A 15,002-nucleotide genomic window follows, 5' to 3' on the forward strand; every position below is an offset into this window, starting at 1 on the left:
CGGAAGTTAAGCACTTGAACGCCGAAAGTAGTTGGGGGCTTCCCCCTGTGAGGATAGGACGTTGCCAGGCACTTGACCGATCTGCAGATTGCAGGTCGGTCTTTTTGTGTTTTCTAAAAAGTCTTATCAGTTGCATTTCTTTTTTTAGATGATTACTATTAAATCAAACAATAGTCAAAGATGGTCAGAGAGGTGGTGCCAATGCAAAACATCACAGATATCATCGAAGCCTATTTAAAGCAAATTTTACACGACGAAAAGACGATTGAAATCAAACGTCAAGAAATTGCACAACGTTTTGACTGTGTGCCGTCACAAATCAACTATGTCATCAATACTCGTTTTACGGTCGAAAAGGGTTATTTCGTTGAAAGTAAACGGGGTGGCGGTGGATACATTCGGATCCAAAAAATCGTTGTGCTCGATAGTCACGATCTATTAGATGAAGTCAGTTCATGGATTGGTGATCATTTGACGGAACAAGCTGCAGAAGATTATTTGATTCGTTTGATGAACGAACAATTACTGACGCGGCGGGAAGCTATTTTAATTCAATCGCTGTTGCAAAAAGAGAGTTTGCCGATGGCGGTCGAAGATCAACACCGGATGCGTGCCCACTTGATGCGGACGCTTCTTCAAACCATGAAGCGACTCTAGTCGTCGGACATTGGAGGAATGCATGATGCGTTGTCAACGATGTGGCGAACGAGAAGCAATCGTCCGTGTCAAACTGCCACAAGAATCGGAAACCGATGAGAAGTTCTTATGCTCGGTTTGTGTGCGGGAGTTAGCACGTGAATATCAAGGGACGGCGTGTCCGTCTTGCGGTATGACCCGTCAACAATTGCTTCATCTTCGTAAAGTCGGTTGCCCGACTTGTTATTCATTTTTTAAAGACGAAGTCGACGGGATGGTTCGTCAGTTCCAACACGGTCATACACAACATTATGGCTCACGACCTGATGAGGAATCCGTTGAAAAACGATTGAATCAGCAGCTCAGTCGACTGAAAGAACAACTCAACCGTAAAATCTTAGCAGAAGACTATGAAGAAGCAGAAATCATAAAACAACAGATTGAAAGTGTCGAGGAGGATTTGCGTCATGTTTGAAGAGTTGCTCCAACACCCTTTAAGCGAATCGATGAATCAATCTTCTCCCTTTGACGACATCGTCGTTTCGACACGGATCCGGTTAGCACGGAATACGACACGTTATCCGTTCTCAACGATGTTGTCAGAAGCACAAGCCAATGCACTCATTGAAGAGACGGAACGCCAACTCAACGGGATGAAAGGCTTCCGGTTTGGTCGTGTCGATCAGGCGGATGTCCTGACGCGAACCGCTTTAGTAGAAAAGCATCTGATCAGCCCGGCGTTAGCGAGTCATCCACGAACGGGACTTTTCATTAGTGAAGATGAACAGATCAGTGTGATGGTAAACGAAGAAGATCATTTCCGGATTCAGACGTTATTACCGGGACTACAGCTTGAAGAAGCATTTCGCATCGCCAAACAAGTCGATCGGTTGATTAGTGAACGATTTAAGATTGCTTTTGATGATACGCTTGGTTATTTAACGACATGTCCGAGTAACGTCGGAACGGGTCTTCGTGCTTCCGTGATGTTGCACTTACCCGGACTCGTTCTGACGAATCAGATTCAAGGGTATATCAAACACTTACGACAGCTCGGATTCGCGATTCGCGGGCGTTACGGCGAGGGAAGTGATGCATCTGGTCGCATGTTCCAGCTTTCAAATCAACGGACGCTTGGGGCAAGTGAGGATATGCTGATCACGGATTATCAATTTGCGGTCGAAGCATTAATTGAAGCAGAACAGGCAGCACGAAAAGGATTATTGGAGATGTATCAAGAAGAACTAGAGGACAGACTCTATCGTTCCTACGGTATCCTGACCTCAGCTCGATTGATTACAGCGCGAGAAGCGACGGAACGGTTATCGGATGTCCGCTTAGCAGATAGTCTGGGACTAGAGGTCAATCTTCCTCCAAATCTTTTTCATCAACTGCTCGTTTCGTTACAAACAGGTTTTCTACAAAAGCATTTCGGGAAACAATTAACATCTAGAGAACGGGACATCGAACGGGCAAAACGGATCCGGACGATGTTAACCGAACAGACAAACAGGGATCACACACAAGGAGGTTTTGCATAATGATGTTTGGACGATTCACAGAACGTGCACAACGTGTATTGGCACTTGCTCAAGAAGAGGCAGTACGGTTGGGGCACCATAATATCGGAACAGAACACATTTTACTCGGACTTGTACGTGAAGGAGACGGAATTGCTGCGAAAGCCTTAACAGCACTCGGTCTCAGTTCAGATAAAATTCAGATGGAAGTCGAAGCATTGATCGGTCGAGGACAAGATGGTGCAACGACGATTCACTATACACCACGTGCGAAAAAAGTCATCGAGCTATCAATGGATGAGGCACGTAAACTCGGTCATTCTTACGTCGGGACAGAACACCTCTTACTCGGATTGATTCGAGAAGGGGAAGGTGTTGCTGCTCGTGTCTTGAATAACTTAGGCATCAGTCTTTCAAAAGCCCGTCAGCAAGTACTCCAGTTGCTCGGGAACAGCGAAACGACAGCAAACGCATCACAAGCAGGCTCAGGTGTCGCAACACCAACACTTGATGGTCTTGCCCGTGATTTGACGCAACAAGCACGTGAAACACGTCTTGACCCAGTCATTGGTCGTTCAAAAGAGATTCAACGCGTCATCGAAGTCTTGAGCCGCCGGACGAAGAACAACCCGGTCTTGATCGGGGAACCAGGGGTCGGTAAAACGGCTGTCGTCGAAGGGCTCGCTCAACAAATCATCAACAACGAAGTACCGGAGACGTTACGTAATAAACGCGTCATGGTACTCGACATGGGCACACTCGTCGCCGGTACGAAATACCGCGGTGAATTCGAGGATCGCTTGAAAAAGGTCATGGATGAGATTCGTCAAGCCGGTAACATCATTCTCTTCATCGATGAGTTGCATACATTGATTGGTGCAGGTGGGGCAGAAGGTGCGATCGATGCATCGAATATCCTTAAACCATCACTCGCGCGAGGCGAATTGCAGTGTATCGGAGCTACGACACTTGATGAGTACCGGAAGTACATCGAAAAAGATGCGGCACTCGAACGTCGTTTCCAACCGATCCAAGTCGCTGAGCCAACGACAGATGAAGCAACACAAATCCTCTTCGGTCTCCGCGATCGTTATGAAGCACACCACCGTGTGACGATCACAGACGAAGCGATTCAAGAAGCCGTCACGCTTTCTGACCGTTACATCTCAGACCGATTCCTTCCGGATAAAGCGATCGATTTGATCGATGAAGCGGCATCAAAAGTGCGTTTACGCTCGTATACAGCACCACCGAACTTAAAAGAAGTCGAAGCAAAACTTGAAGGCATCCGTAAGGACAAGGACGAAGCTGTCCAAAGCCAAGAGTTCGAAAAAGCAGCAAGCCTCCGCGATACGGAACAAAAACTACGCGATGAGCTTGAGCGTTTGAAAGAGGAATGGCAGAATAAACAAGGCAATGAAAAACTGGAAGTCACAAAAGATGACATCGCACAAGTCGTTGCCAACTGGACAGGTGTACCGGTCACGAAGATCGCGGAAGAAGAGACGGATCGTCTCCTTCGCCTCGAAGAAATCCTTCACGATCGTGTCATCGGTCAAAATGAAGCCGTTAAATCGATTTCAAAAGCGATCCGTCGCGCACGTGCTGGACTGAAAGATCCAAAACGTCCGATTGGTTCGTTCATCTTCCTCGGTCCTACTGGGGTTGGTAAAACAGAACTTGCACGTGCGGTTGCCGAAGCGATGTTCGGAGATGAGGATGCGATCATCCGGATCGATATGTCAGAGTACATGGAGAAACATGCTACGAGCCGTCTCGTCGGTTCACCTCCAGGATATGTCGGTTACGAAGAAGGCGGTCAATTGACGGAAAAAGTTCGCCGGAAACCGTACTCGGTCATCTTACTTGATGAAATCGAGAAGGCACACCCGGAAGTCTTCAACATCCTCTTGCAAGTACTTGATGATGGACGCTTAACGGACTCGAAAGGTCGGACGGTTGATTTCCGTAATACGATCATCGTCATGACATCGAACGTCGGTGCAAGTGCCCTTAAACGCAATAAATATGTCGGATTCGCGGTTTCCGAAGATACGGATCGTGAATACAAGGACATGAAAGATAAAGTCATGGAAGAACTCAAACGGGCGTTCCGTCCAGAGTTCTTGAACCGGATCGATGAAACAATCGTCTTCCACTCACTCGAGAAACAACACATCGAAGAGATCGTGAAGTTGATGGCGAAGACCCTTGAAAAACGTTTAGCTGAACAGGACATTCACTTCGAATTGACACCAGCTGCCCTCTCGAAGATCGCCGATATCGGATACGATCCAGAGTACGGTGCCCGTCCAATCCGTCGTGCCCTTCAACGGGAAGCGGAAGACCGGTTGTCAGAAGCATTACTCGCAGGCGATATCCAAAAAGGAGAGCGTGTTGCGCTTGATGTCGAAGAGAACGAATTCATCGTTCGCCGGAATCATGTTAGTTCTGCTGCAACGGAATAAGCACTGAGCACAGGGCCAGCTTTCGCACTTTCTGAGCGAAGCTGGTCCTTTTTTTGAAAAGAAAGGATGAATCGATTGGCTAAGTTAAAAACGAAGTTCGTCTGCCAAAGCTGCGGAACCGAATCACCGAAATGGATGGGACGTTGTTCCGGGTGTGGCGAATGGAACACGATGGTCGAAGAAGTCGTTGAAGAGAAAAAAGGACGACGTGGTGCGGCATTCGTCCATACGACGACAAAACAATTAAAACCTGAACGCCTCGCGAACATCGTCTCGCAAGAAGAGAGTCGCGTCTTTACCGGAAGTGGTGAATTCGACCGCGTCCTTGGTGGCGGTATCGTTCCTGGTTCAATGGTGCTCGTCGGCGGAGACCCGGGGATCGGGAAATCAACGATCTTACTGCAGACAAGTGCCCGTCTTGCCCAACGCGGCGAAAAAGTGCTCTACATCTCAGGGGAGGAGTCGCTCAAGCAAACAAAACTGCGCGCAGAACGCCTCGGGTTACCGACTCAAGATCTATTCGTCCTGAGTGAGACGGACATGAACATGATTGAACGTGTCGTCGATGAAGAACAGCCGCGTTTTTTAATCATCGACTCGATTCAAACCGTCTACATTGACGAAATCCAGTCAGCACCCGGTAGCGTCACACAAGTCCGTGAATGTACAGCGATGTTGATGAAAATTGCGAAGAGTCGTGGTATCGCGATCTTCATCGTCGGTCATGTCACAAAACAAGGTTCGATTGCCGGACCGCGTTTACTTGAGCACATGGTCGACGCCGTCTTGTATTTTGAAGGTGAACGTCACCATACGTTCCGGATTCTCCGTGCCGTCAAGAACCGGTTTGGTTCGACGAATGAGATCGGGATTTTCGAGATGCGGGAGTCGGGACTCGAGGAAGTACTGAATCCATCCGAAATTTTCCTCGAGGAGCGGACATCCGGTGTATCCGGTTCGACGATCGTCGCTTCGATGGAAGGGACCCGGACGGTTCTCGTTGAACTGCAGGCATTGATTTCACCGACATCATTCGGGAATCCGAGACGGATGGCGACTGGAATTGATCAAAATAAGGTCGCCTTATTGATGGCCGTTCTTGAGAAACGCTCCGGTCTTCTCCTGCAGACGCAGGACGCCTACTTGAAGGCAGCAGGGGGAGTAAAGCTCGATGAACCGGCGATTGATTTAGCGGTCTGTGTCGCGATTGCCTCGAGTTTCCGGGATAAGCCAACGCGTCCAACCGATGTCGTAATCGGGGAGGTTGGATTGACAGGCGAAGTTCGCCGTGTGTCGCGGATTGAACAACGCGTAGCAGAAGCAGCTAAACTCGGTTTCACACGGGCCATCATTCCGAAAAACAACCTAGGTGGCTGGACGTATCCGGACGGGATTACAGTCGTTGGTGTCGAGAGTGTGGATGAAGCATTGCGTGAAACCATCCCGTTTTAAGCTAGAATGACGCAAAGAATGGGGGGACTGTAATGGATATGTAAACAGTTTCCCCTCCTTCCGGCGTAGGTAGTTCAATTCAGTACATGTTACAATGAACTTAAAATAAGCAAAGGAGGTGAGAAGATTGAAAATCGTCATACGGGTATTTTTTGCATTACTCGGACTTGCCCTCGGGATCTTGTTGCTTCCTCAGTTCTTCCAATTGATTGAAACAGCGACAAGTACGACTTTCCCCGCGTGGTTGATGAGCGAATACGTAACTGGAACGATTGGTGCACTCATATTCTTATTAATTGGATTATTCATTACGGATTCGGTAATTCGACTTCTCCGATTTTTAGAAGAACGACTCGTCAAAGCCCCAGTAGCAGATCTCTTTTTTGGAACGTTCGGTCTCCTGATCGGTCTAGTCCTCGCATTTCTTGTCAGTACATTGATTGATCTAGTAGGAATTCCTGTCTTAAGTAACGTCCTGACAATCATCGTGACGGTCTTATTCGGATATCTCGGCTTTACGGTCGGTTATGGTAAACGTCACGAACTGACGAAAATCTTCTTACGGAATAATCAAAGTGAGAAAAAAGTGACACCGGAGCCTGTCATGGCGACTAAATCAAACAGTAAGGTTCTTGATACAAGTGTCATCATCGACGGGCGGATCACGGACATCACGAAAACCGGTTTCGTCGAAGGAAAGTTAATCGTGCCGCAATTCGTCATCGGAGAGTTGCAGTACATCGCGGACTCTTCCGATACGCTGAAGCGAAACCGCGGCCGTCGTGGACTCGATGTCTTAAAAGAACTACAAGAGATTCCGGGTGTTGAGGTCGAAATTTATGATGGCGACTTCGAGGATGTACCGGAAGTTGACATCAAACTGATCAAACTCGCGGAACTCGTTAAAGGCATCGTTGTCACGAACGACTATAACTTAAATAAAGTCTGCGAAGTACGCCACGTACCTGTCCTCAACATCAATGATTTAGCGAATGCCGTCAAACAAGTCGTCATTCCGGGTGAAGAGATGACCGTCCTTGTCATCAAGGAAGGAAAAGAACAAAAACAAGGGATTGCCTATCTCGAAGATGGAACGATGGTCGTCGTCGAAGGCGGTAAACACTTGATTTCGAAAACGATTGGTGTTGTCGTCACGAGTGTCTTGCAGACGTCAGCCGGGCGAATGATTTTTGCGAAACCACAAGAAAAATGAGACACTATGCCTAAACGTCGAGAGGCAATTCGGGTAACGTCCGTAACGGATTCGATCTCATGATCGGGTCCGTTTTCGGTGTGAAGGAATGAGGTCCGATGATCAGTAAGAAGGAAAGAGGGAATGAGATGTCTACAACGCCGTATCGTGTCGTCATCCCTGCTGCCGGTGCCGGTAAGCGGATGGGGGCAGATCGTAATAAATTGATGCTTGAACTGAGAAACCGTCCAATCATCGCCTGGACACTGGACGTTTTTGAGGCGGATCCGACTTGTACGGAAATCGTTCTTGCGATCAATCCACTGGAGCAAGAATGGTTCGAACAGGTGACAGCGTCTTATACGACGTCAGTCAAACTTGTCGCTGGCGGAGCGGAGCGCCAGGAAAGTGTACTTCGTGGTCTTGAGGCACTTGAAGGGGAAGGGATCGTCCTAATTCATGATGGCGCCCGACCGTTCATTTCGCAGGAAGCGATTCATGCGGTCGTCGGGGCGGCTCGCATCGATCGCGCCGCGATTCTTGCCGTTCCGATTAAGGATACCGTCAAACGGGTCGAGGCGAACCAGATCAGTGAAACGGTTCCGCGTGAGCAATTGATGGCAGCGCAGACACCGCAGGCGTTTGATCTTGCGACGATTCGTACGGTTCATGAAAAGGCGGCAACGAAATACCTAGGAACCGATGATGCAAGTTTGATAGAATGGGACGGAGGAAAGGTGACGATCGTTACCGGTCACTACGAAAATATCAAGATGACGACACCGGACGATTTGTGGTTCGGTGAAGCAATTCTACTGAAACGAGGGAAATGACGATGATTCGAATTGGACAAGGTTTTGATGTACATGCCTTTGCAGAGGACCGGAAATTGATTTTAGGCGGCATCGAGATTCCACATACGAAAGGATTGCTCGGTCATTCGGATGCGGATGTCTTGTTACATACGATTGCCGACGCCGCACTCGGTGCGATCGCAGCAGGGGATATCGGAAAACACTTTCCGGATACGGATCCGGAATTCAAGGATGCCGATTCCGCAAAATTACTGCAGCATGTCTACGCGCTCGTTAAACAACAAGGCTACGAGCTTGGCAACTTAGATGCGACAGTCATCGCCCAGGCACCGAAGCTTCGTCCGTATATCGATACGATACGGGCGCGGATCGCGGAATTACTCGAAGCCGACATGGAACAGATCAATGTCAAGGCAACGACGACAGAATGGTTAGGTTTTACGGGACGGGAAGAGGGAATCGCTTGTCAGGCAGTGATTCTACTGAAACGAATCGAAGAATAAGGTATACTAGATAAGCGAATTTTAGTCGAAGGAGTGATTGGCAATGGCAGAAGTACGAGTACGTTATGCCCCAAGTCCAACAGGACACTTGCATATCGGGAATGCCCGGACTGCATTATTCAACTATCTGTTTGCGCGCCATTTAGGCGGCAAGATGGTATTACGGATCGAGGATACGGACCAAAAGCGGAACATCGCAGGCGGTGTCGAGAGTCAAATGAAGAACCTCGAATGGCTCGGTGTCGATTGGGACGAAGGTCCAGGTCGCGGTGGCGAATACGGTCCTTATTCACAAATGGAGCGTCTTGATATCTACCAGAAGTATACGGACGAGCTGCTTGAAAAAGGACTCGCTTACCGTTGCTACATGACATCGGAAGAGCTTGAAGCAGAACGCGAAGCCCAAATCGCACGCGGGGAAGCACCACGTTATTCAGGAGCGCACCGTAACCTGACAGCAGAACAAGAAGAAGCGTTCCGCGCAGAGGGACGCACGCCGTCGATTCGGATTCGTGTACCGGAAGATGTGACGTACACATGGAATGATCTCGTCAAAGACGACGTCTCGTTCGAGTCAAAAGACTTCGGCGACTGGGTCATCGTCAAAAAAGACGGCATTCCGACGTATAACTTTGCCGTCGTCATCGATGATCACCTGATGGCGATCAGTCACGTTCTTCGTGGGGATGATCATATTTCGAACACACCGAAACAGATGATGATCTATGACGCGTTCGGTTGGGAATACCCGACGTTCGGTCACATGACATTGATCGTCAACGAATCACACAAGAAACTCTCGAAACGTGATCACTCGATCATCCAGTACATCGAGCAGTACAAAGAGCTTGGTTATCTTCCGGAAGCGTTGCTCAACTTCATCACGCTTCTCGGATGGTCACCGGTCGGCGAACAAGAAATCTTCACGAAAGAAGAGTTCATCGACATCTTTGACGCGGACCGCCTCTCGAAGAGTCCGGCTGTCTTTGACCAAAACAAATTGGCTTGGATCAACAGCCAGTACATGAAACACCAATCGTTCGAAGAAGTGTTCGAAGCGAGTCTTCCGTTCCTACAAGAAGCGGGTCGCGTCGAAGCATCACCTTCAGAGGAAGAGCTCGCTTGGGCACGTGATCTCGTTGCGCTCTACCGCGAGCAGATGACACATGGTGCTGAAATCGTCAAGCTTTCAGAGATGTTCTTTGAGGACGAAGTGGTGTATGATGAAGAGGCAAACACGGTCTTAAGCGGTGAGACGGTTCCGACTGTTTTAACAGAATTCGCGAACCAGTTACGTGCTTTAGACGAGTGGACACCAGAAGCGATCAAAGCATCGATCAAAGCGACGCAAAAAGCAACTGGTCAAAAAGGAAAAAACCTATTCATGCCAATTCGTGTCGCGACGACGGGACAGACACATGGTCCAGAACTCCCGAACACGATTCAATTATTAGGAAAAGACCGTGTGCTTGCACGGCTTGAAGCAGAATAACGAAAGCGTAGACGAGGAAAGTAACGATGCGTCTTCTTCTCCAGAGACAAGCTCGAATGGTGCGAGGGCTTGAAGAAGCGAATCGTGAAATGCCCCTCTGAGTGCTGCCCGAAATCCGTGAGAGTAGGCGCAGACGTATCTCCGGCGTTAACGGGCGTCGAGAGGGACGAGTCAATCGTCCAAACAGAGTGGGACCGCGCTTCGTTAGCGTCTCTGTGCAGCAATGCATGGAGGCGCTTTTTCTTATGGAGAGGAGAACGTAATATGACACGGATACGAGAAGATATCCGCAATGTATTTAATCAGGATCCAGCTGCCCGCAGCACGTTAGAGGTCATTTTGACATACCCTGGCCTGCATGCGATTTGGATGCATCGTATTGCCCATCGACTGTGGAAAGCGAAGTTTCATTTACTCGGTCGATTGATTTCGCAGTTCAGCCGCTTTTTGACCGGCATCGAAATCCATCCCGGCGCGACGATCGGACGCCGGTTCTTTATCGATCACGGGATGGGGGTCGTCATCGGTGAGACAGCGATCATCGGAAATGATGTCACGCTCTTTCAAGGTGTGACACTTGGTGGAACGGGAAAAGAAACCGGAAAGCGTCATCCGACGATTGAAGACGGCGTGCTTGTATCTGCCGGCGCCCGCGTCCTTGGTGACATCACCGTCGGGGCGTATTCAAAAATCGGTGCCAGTTCCGTCGTCTTAAAACCGGTTCCTCCGAATGCGACCGTCGTCGGTATTCCAGGACGGGTCGTGGTGCAGGATGGCATGAAGGTCGAAGCGCCGCTTGATCATCGCTTGCCAGATCCGGTCAGTGAATGCCAGGAACGGATTGAGATGGAACTCGAAGTATTAAAACAAGAAATCGAACGGATCAAAGGAGGGCGACGTCATGATTCAACTGTACAACAGCATGACCGGAAAAAAGGAACCATTTAAGCCATTAGAAGAAGGAAAGGTCAAGATGTATGTCTGCGGCCCGACCGTGTATAACTACATTCATATCGGGAATGCGCGTCCGGCGATCGTTTTCGATACCGTCCGTCGTTACTTCACGTACCGCGGATATGAAGTCAAGTACGTCTCGAACTTCACCGATGTCGATGATAAAATCATCCGGACAGCGAACGAACTCGGAGAAGACTATCATGCGTTGACGAAACGTTTCATTGAAGCGTATCACGCGGATACGGGCGCCTTGAATGTCCAAAAAGCAGATATTCATCCACTCGTCACGGAAACGATGGATGATATCATCGCCTTCATCGAAGTGCTCGTTGAAAAAGGAAATGCCTATGCTTCAAGCGGTGACGTCTACTTCCGGACGCGAAGCTTCGATGATTACGGACAGTTGAGCCAGCAGTCGATCGACGAATTACGTGCAGGTGCCCGCATCGAAGTCGGAGAGAAAAAAGAAGATCCACTTGATTTCGTTCTCTGGAAAGCAGCAAAACCAGGTGAGCCGGCATGGACGAGTCCGTGGGGCGAAGGACGACCAGGCTGGCACATCGAGTGCTCGGCGATGGCGAAGAAATATCTCGGGGAGACGATCGACATCCACGCCGGTGGACAAGACTTGAAGTTCCCGCACCATGAGAATGAGATCGCCCAGTCGGAAGCGTGCAACTCACAGAAGTTCGCGAACTACTGGATGCATAACGGCTTCTTGAATATCGAAAACGAGAAGATGTCGAAGTCGCTCGGGAACTTCCTGACGGTTCATGAAGCGATCCAAGCGGTCGATCCGATGGTCTTACGTTTCTTCATGTTGTCGGTTCAGTATCGTCATCCAATCAACTACAGCCGGGAATTGATCGACCAAGCAGCGAACGGTCTCGCCCGGATTCGTGAATCGGTCGCAAACATCGAACATCGCCTTAGTATGACGGCCGATCTCGGAACAGGTGACGAGAAGTGGTTGAATCGTTTAGCGGCGATCAAGGATCACTTCATCACATCGATGGATGATGATTTTAATACAGCGAACGCGGTGACGGATCTGTTTGATCTTTCGAAAGAAGCAAACTTGTACCTCGGAGAAGCACACGTATCGAAACAAGTCCTAGAACAGTTCCTTGCGCTGTTCTCGGAATTATCAGGTGTCCTCGGCGTCACATTGACGGTCGATAAAGGCTTACTCGACGAGGAAGTCGAACAGTTGATCGAAGAGCGGAACACAGCACGTCAAAATCGTGACTTTGCCCGAGCAGATGCGATCCGTGACCAACTGCGTGATCAAGGAATTCTGCTTGAAGATACAGCACAAGGGATGCGGTGGAAGCGCGGATGAAGAACTACAAACAATTGAATGCACTCGCGTTAGCGTACATGGGCGACGTCGTCTATGAGATCCGTGTCCGTGAACGATTGCTTGAGCAGGGATACGTGAAACCGGGCGAGTTGCATAAAGCAGCTGTCCGGTACGTCCGAGCCCAAGCGCAGGCGACGGTCGTGACACACTGGTTGAATACGGATGTGTTGACGGAAGAGGAAGCGGCGGTCGTGCGACGCGGGAAGAACGCAAAATCCGGCTCTGTCCCGAAGAGCACCGACGTCCATACGTATCGTTACGCGACAGCATTTGAAGCATTACTCGGTTATATCTATCTTTCAGAAGGAGGCGATCGTCTTGAAGAACTCATCGGACAAGCGTTCGAATTACTCGAAGCCGAAAAAACAGACGAGTCCTAAGGCTGTTGGATCGAAGCCAAAGACAAAGGCACAACGTCCGGCACAGGAGAAACGAAAAGCCGCTCCGGTCAAGGAGCAGCCCGTCGCGATCGAACCACTCGAAGAGGGGCAGGATTTCTTGTCGGGTCGTAATCCGGTTCTTGAAGCATTGCGGAGCGGACGCGAGATGAACAAGTTGTTCTTGCAGGAAGGGCAACAAAAAGGACCGCTTGCGGTCATTCACGCGATGGCGCAGGAAGCGGGGATTCAAATCCAGCTCGTACCCCGTTCGCGGTTAACGGGTCTAGCCGGAACGGAAAACCACCAAGGGGTCGTTGCGGCAGTTGCTGCCTATGAATACGCCGAGATGGAAGATATCTTCGAGCTCGCGCGTCAAAAGGATGAAACGCCTCTGTTGATCGTGCTCGACGAGCTCGAAGATCCTCACAATCTGGGATCGATTCTGCGGACAGCAGATGCGGTCGGCGCACACGGGATCATCATTCCGAAGCGTCGGTCAGTGGGACTGACGCAAGTCGTCGCGAAGGCATCAACGGGTGCAATCGAACATATCCCGGTCGTGCGCGTGACGAATCTCGCCCGGACGATGGAGGACTTGAAAAAACAAGGCATTTGGTTCGTCGGTACGGATGCACGTGAAAGTGATGACTACCGGACACTTGATGGGACGATGCCACTTGGAATCGTCATTGGAAGTGAAGGAAAAGGAATGAGCCGTCTCGTTCGCGAAAAGTGCGATTTCCTCGTTCATCTCCCGATGGCAGGACATGTCACATCGCTCAACGCATCGGTGGCAGCGTCGTTATTACTCTATGAAGTCTACCGGACTAGAAAGCCGTACGCACGATGAAGTACGACCGCCTCATCGTAGATGGCTACAATATCATTGGCGCATGGCCGGAGTTCCGGACATTGCGGGAACAGGATTTCGAATTGGCACGGGAACGGTTGATCCATGCGATGGCGGAGTACCAAGCTGTCACAGGTCTCAGCGTCACGATCGTCTTTGATGCGTATCTGCAACCGGGACGTGAATCCCGGATGCAAAAAAGCGGGATCGACATCGTCTATACACGGGAAAATGAGACGGCGGATGAATGGATCGAGAAAACCGCTGCTGATTGGTTGCAAGACATCCGGGTCAAACTAACCGTTGCGACGAACGATTACACGGAACAGTGGGTCATCTTCACGCTTGGTGCGCTCCGGATTTCGGCTCAGGAACTCAGGCGGGAGTGGAAAGCTGCCGTTGTGGTCATCCAACAACAGACGACGTCCGCGAAAACGACGTCACAACCACGCTCGAAGATTGATTTACCGGAAGACGTCATCGCTCGTCTCGAAGCGATTCGTCGACGAAAGAATTCAGATACATGATATGAACCATTCGCATGAGCGGACCACCGTTTTTCCTAATTTGGAAGAACGGTGTTTTTGTGTAGAAAGATACATTTTAGATACAACAAAAGAGGTCATGCCAATTTTCATTGTCGTACGACAGGTAATTATTGTATAATTAAAAACAATTGAACAATTCGTCAATGATGCTTGGAGGGATACAGGATGAGTTTGGTTTCGTTCGACCAGTTTGAGTGCATGACCGATGAAGCGCTTGTAGAACAAGCGAAAGAGTTCGACAATAGCGATGCGCTCGAATTTCTGATCGAGCGGTATCGTAATTTCGTGCGCGCCAAAGCCCGCTCTTACTTTTTGATCGGGGCGGACCGGGAGGACATCATTCAAGAAGGAATGATTGGTCTCTATAAGGCAGTACGGGATTACCGGACGGATAAGCTCGCCTCGTTTAAAGGATTTGCCGAATTATGCATCACGCGACAGATGATCACTGCGATCAAGACGGCGACACGCCAGAAACATATCCCGTTGAACTCGTACATCTCGCTCGATAAACCAATTTATGACGATGAATCAGAACGGACTCTGCTCGATATCATTACGTCGACGGCCCCGTCTGATCCACAAATCCTGATCGTCAACCGGGAAGAGTATGCAGATATCGAATCGAAGATGGATGAGATATTAAGCGACCTCGAACGGAAGGTGCTCGCCTTGTACCTGGACGGTCGGACGTATCAGGAAATTTCGGATGATCTCGATCGTCATGTCAAATCGATCGACAATGCCCTGCAACGTGTTAAGCGCAAGCTCGAGCGATATCTGGAAGCACGAAAGATGACGGTCTAACAGAGAGGTAGATTGACCG

General features: G+C 49.5%; 15 protein-coding genes and 1 other annotated feature. All 15 genes read left to right on the top strand.

The features are described from left to right. Nucleotides 1–201 precede the first annotated feature (201 nt). The 15 genes from ACRPK8_RS13470 (at nucleotide 202) to sigH (ending at nucleotide 14,983) form a co-directional block, all read left to right on the top strand. Nucleotides 202–657: a CtsR family transcriptional regulator gene (locus ACRPK8_RS13470; RefSeq protein WP_023466578.1), complete on the top strand. Its 456-nt coding sequence runs from the start codon at nucleotides 202–204 to the stop codon at nucleotides 655–657. Nucleotides 658–682: 25 nt separating this feature from the next. Further along, a complete protein-coding gene (locus tag ACRPK8_RS13475; RefSeq protein ID WP_029343073.1) occupies nucleotides 683–1,111 on the top strand; it encodes a hypothetical protein in 429 nt (142 codons plus the stop codon). Next, nucleotides 1,104–2,177, top strand: coding sequence for an ATP--guanido phosphotransferase (locus ACRPK8_RS13480; protein WP_023466586.1), 1,074 nt, complete (start codon nucleotides 1,104–1,106; stop codon nucleotides 2,175–2,177). The genes ACRPK8_RS13475 and ACRPK8_RS13480 overlap by 8 nt, the downstream gene beginning before the upstream one ends. Further along, nucleotides 2,177–4,624: an ATP-dependent protease ATP-binding subunit ClpC gene (clpC, locus tag ACRPK8_RS13485; protein ID WP_432238651.1), complete on the top strand. Its 2,448-nt coding sequence runs from the start codon at nucleotides 2,177–2,179 to the stop codon at nucleotides 4,622–4,624. The genes ACRPK8_RS13480 and clpC overlap by 1 nt, the downstream gene beginning before the upstream one ends. Nucleotides 4,625–4,699: 75 nt before the next feature. Then, complete coding sequence (gene radA, locus ACRPK8_RS13490) at nucleotides 4,700–6,076, top strand: DNA repair protein RadA (protein WP_029343076.1); 1,377 nt, start codon at nucleotides 4,700–4,702, stop codon at nucleotides 6,074–6,076. Nucleotides 6,077–6,203: 127 nt separating this feature from the next. After that, on the top strand, nucleotides 6,204–7,289 hold the full coding sequence (locus ACRPK8_RS13495; RefSeq protein ID WP_432238652.1) for a PIN/TRAM domain-containing protein: 1,086 nt from the start codon (nucleotides 6,204–6,206) through the stop codon (nucleotides 7,287–7,289). A gap of 128 nt (nucleotides 7,290–7,417) precedes the next feature. Beyond that, entirely contained in the window at nucleotides 7,418–8,101 is a 684-nt protein-coding gene (gene ispD, locus ACRPK8_RS13500) for a 2-C-methyl-D-erythritol 4-phosphate cytidylyltransferase (RefSeq protein ID WP_432238653.1), read from the top strand. Nucleotides 8,102–8,103: 2 nt separating this feature from the next. Beyond that, nucleotides 8,104–8,586, top strand: coding sequence for a 2-C-methyl-D-erythritol 2,4-cyclodiphosphate synthase (ispF, locus tag ACRPK8_RS13505; RefSeq protein WP_432238654.1), 483 nt, complete (start codon nucleotides 8,104–8,106; stop codon nucleotides 8,584–8,586). A 43-nt stretch (nucleotides 8,587–8,629) separates the two neighbouring features. Beyond that, nucleotides 8,630–10,078 carry a glutamate--tRNA ligase gene (gene gltX, locus ACRPK8_RS13510; protein ID WP_432238655.1) on the top strand — a complete coding sequence of 483 codons (1,449 nt, stop codon included), beginning with the start codon at nucleotides 8,630–8,632 and terminating at the stop codon, nucleotides 10,076–10,078. Continuing rightward, nucleotides 10,078–10,296, top strand: a binding site (T-box leader). Its footprint overlaps the gene before it by 1 nt. Nucleotides 10,297–10,342: 46 nt before the next feature. Beyond that, nucleotides 10,343–11,026 (top strand): serine O-acetyltransferase, encoded by a 684-nt coding sequence (cysE, locus tag ACRPK8_RS13515; RefSeq protein WP_432238656.1) that lies wholly within the window; start codon nucleotides 10,343–10,345, stop codon nucleotides 11,024–11,026. After that, nucleotides 10,980–12,377: a cysteine--tRNA ligase gene (cysS, locus tag ACRPK8_RS13520; protein WP_432238657.1), complete on the top strand. Its 1,398-nt coding sequence runs from the start codon at nucleotides 10,980–10,982 to the stop codon at nucleotides 12,375–12,377. The genes cysE and cysS overlap by 47 nt, the downstream gene beginning before the upstream one ends. After that, nucleotides 12,374–12,778 (top strand): Mini-ribonuclease 3, encoded by a 405-nt coding sequence (locus ACRPK8_RS13525; RefSeq protein ID WP_047390584.1) that lies wholly within the window; start codon nucleotides 12,374–12,376, stop codon nucleotides 12,776–12,778. Before cysS ends, ACRPK8_RS13525 begins: the two co-directional genes overlap by 4 nt. Before the next feature lie 166 nt (nucleotides 12,779–12,944). Next, nucleotides 12,945–13,628, top strand: coding sequence for a 23S rRNA (guanosine(2251)-2'-O)-methyltransferase RlmB (rlmB, locus tag ACRPK8_RS13530; RefSeq protein WP_432238673.1), 684 nt, complete (start codon nucleotides 12,945–12,947; stop codon nucleotides 13,626–13,628). Continuing rightward, nucleotides 13,625–14,155 carry an NYN domain-containing protein gene (locus ACRPK8_RS13535; RefSeq protein WP_432238658.1) on the top strand — a complete coding sequence of 177 codons (531 nt, stop codon included), beginning with the start codon at nucleotides 13,625–13,627 and terminating at the stop codon, nucleotides 14,153–14,155. Before rlmB ends, ACRPK8_RS13535 begins: the two co-directional genes overlap by 4 nt. A gap of 186 nt (nucleotides 14,156–14,341) precedes the next feature. Then, complete coding sequence (gene sigH, locus ACRPK8_RS13540; protein ID WP_432238659.1) at nucleotides 14,342–14,983, top strand: RNA polymerase sporulation sigma factor SigH; 642 nt, start codon at nucleotides 14,342–14,344, stop codon at nucleotides 14,981–14,983. The last annotated feature ends 19 nt before the right edge of the window (nucleotides 14,984–15,002 follow it).

Origin of the sequence: Exiguobacterium sp. TDN 0502, from assembly GCF_050846835.1 — a bacterium.
Lineage (GTDB): Bacteria > Bacillota > Bacilli > Exiguobacteriales > Exiguobacteriaceae > Exiguobacterium_A.

Coding starts and splice junctions, on each gene's coding strand:
- ACRPK8_RS13525 (WP_047390584.1), top strand. CDS start 12,374: ATGAAGAACTACAAACAATTGAATGCACTCGCGTTAGCGTACATGGGC.
- clpC (WP_432238651.1), top strand. CDS start 2,177: ATGATGTTTGGACGATTCACAGAACGTGCACAACGTGTATTGGCACTT.
- ACRPK8_RS13535 (WP_432238658.1), top strand. CDS start 13,625: ATGAAGTACGACCGCCTCATCGTAGATGGCTACAATATCATTGGCGCA.
- ispD (WP_432238653.1), top strand. CDS start 7,418: ATGTCTACAACGCCGTATCGTGTCGTCATCCCTGCTGCCGGTGCCGGT.
- ispF (WP_432238654.1), top strand. CDS start 8,104: ATGATTCGAATTGGACAAGGTTTTGATGTACATGCCTTTGCAGAGGAC.
- sigH (WP_432238659.1), top strand. CDS start 14,342: ATGAGTTTGGTTTCGTTCGACCAGTTTGAGTGCATGACCGATGAAGCG.
- cysE (WP_432238656.1), top strand. CDS start 10,343: ATGACACGGATACGAGAAGATATCCGCAATGTATTTAATCAGGATCCA.
- cysS (WP_432238657.1), top strand. CDS start 10,980: ATGATTCAACTGTACAACAGCATGACCGGAAAAAAGGAACCATTTAAG.
- rlmB (WP_432238673.1), top strand. CDS start 12,945: ATGAACAAGTTGTTCTTGCAGGAAGGGCAACAAAAAGGACCGCTTGCG.
- ACRPK8_RS13475 (WP_029343073.1), top strand. CDS start 683: ATGCGTTGTCAACGATGTGGCGAACGAGAAGCAATCGTCCGTGTCAAA.
- ACRPK8_RS13470 (WP_023466578.1), top strand. CDS start 202: ATGCAAAACATCACAGATATCATCGAAGCCTATTTAAAGCAAATTTTA.
- ACRPK8_RS13480 (WP_023466586.1), top strand. CDS start 1,104: ATGTTTGAAGAGTTGCTCCAACACCCTTTAAGCGAATCGATGAATCAA.
- gltX (WP_432238655.1), top strand. CDS start 8,630: ATGGCAGAAGTACGAGTACGTTATGCCCCAAGTCCAACAGGACACTTG.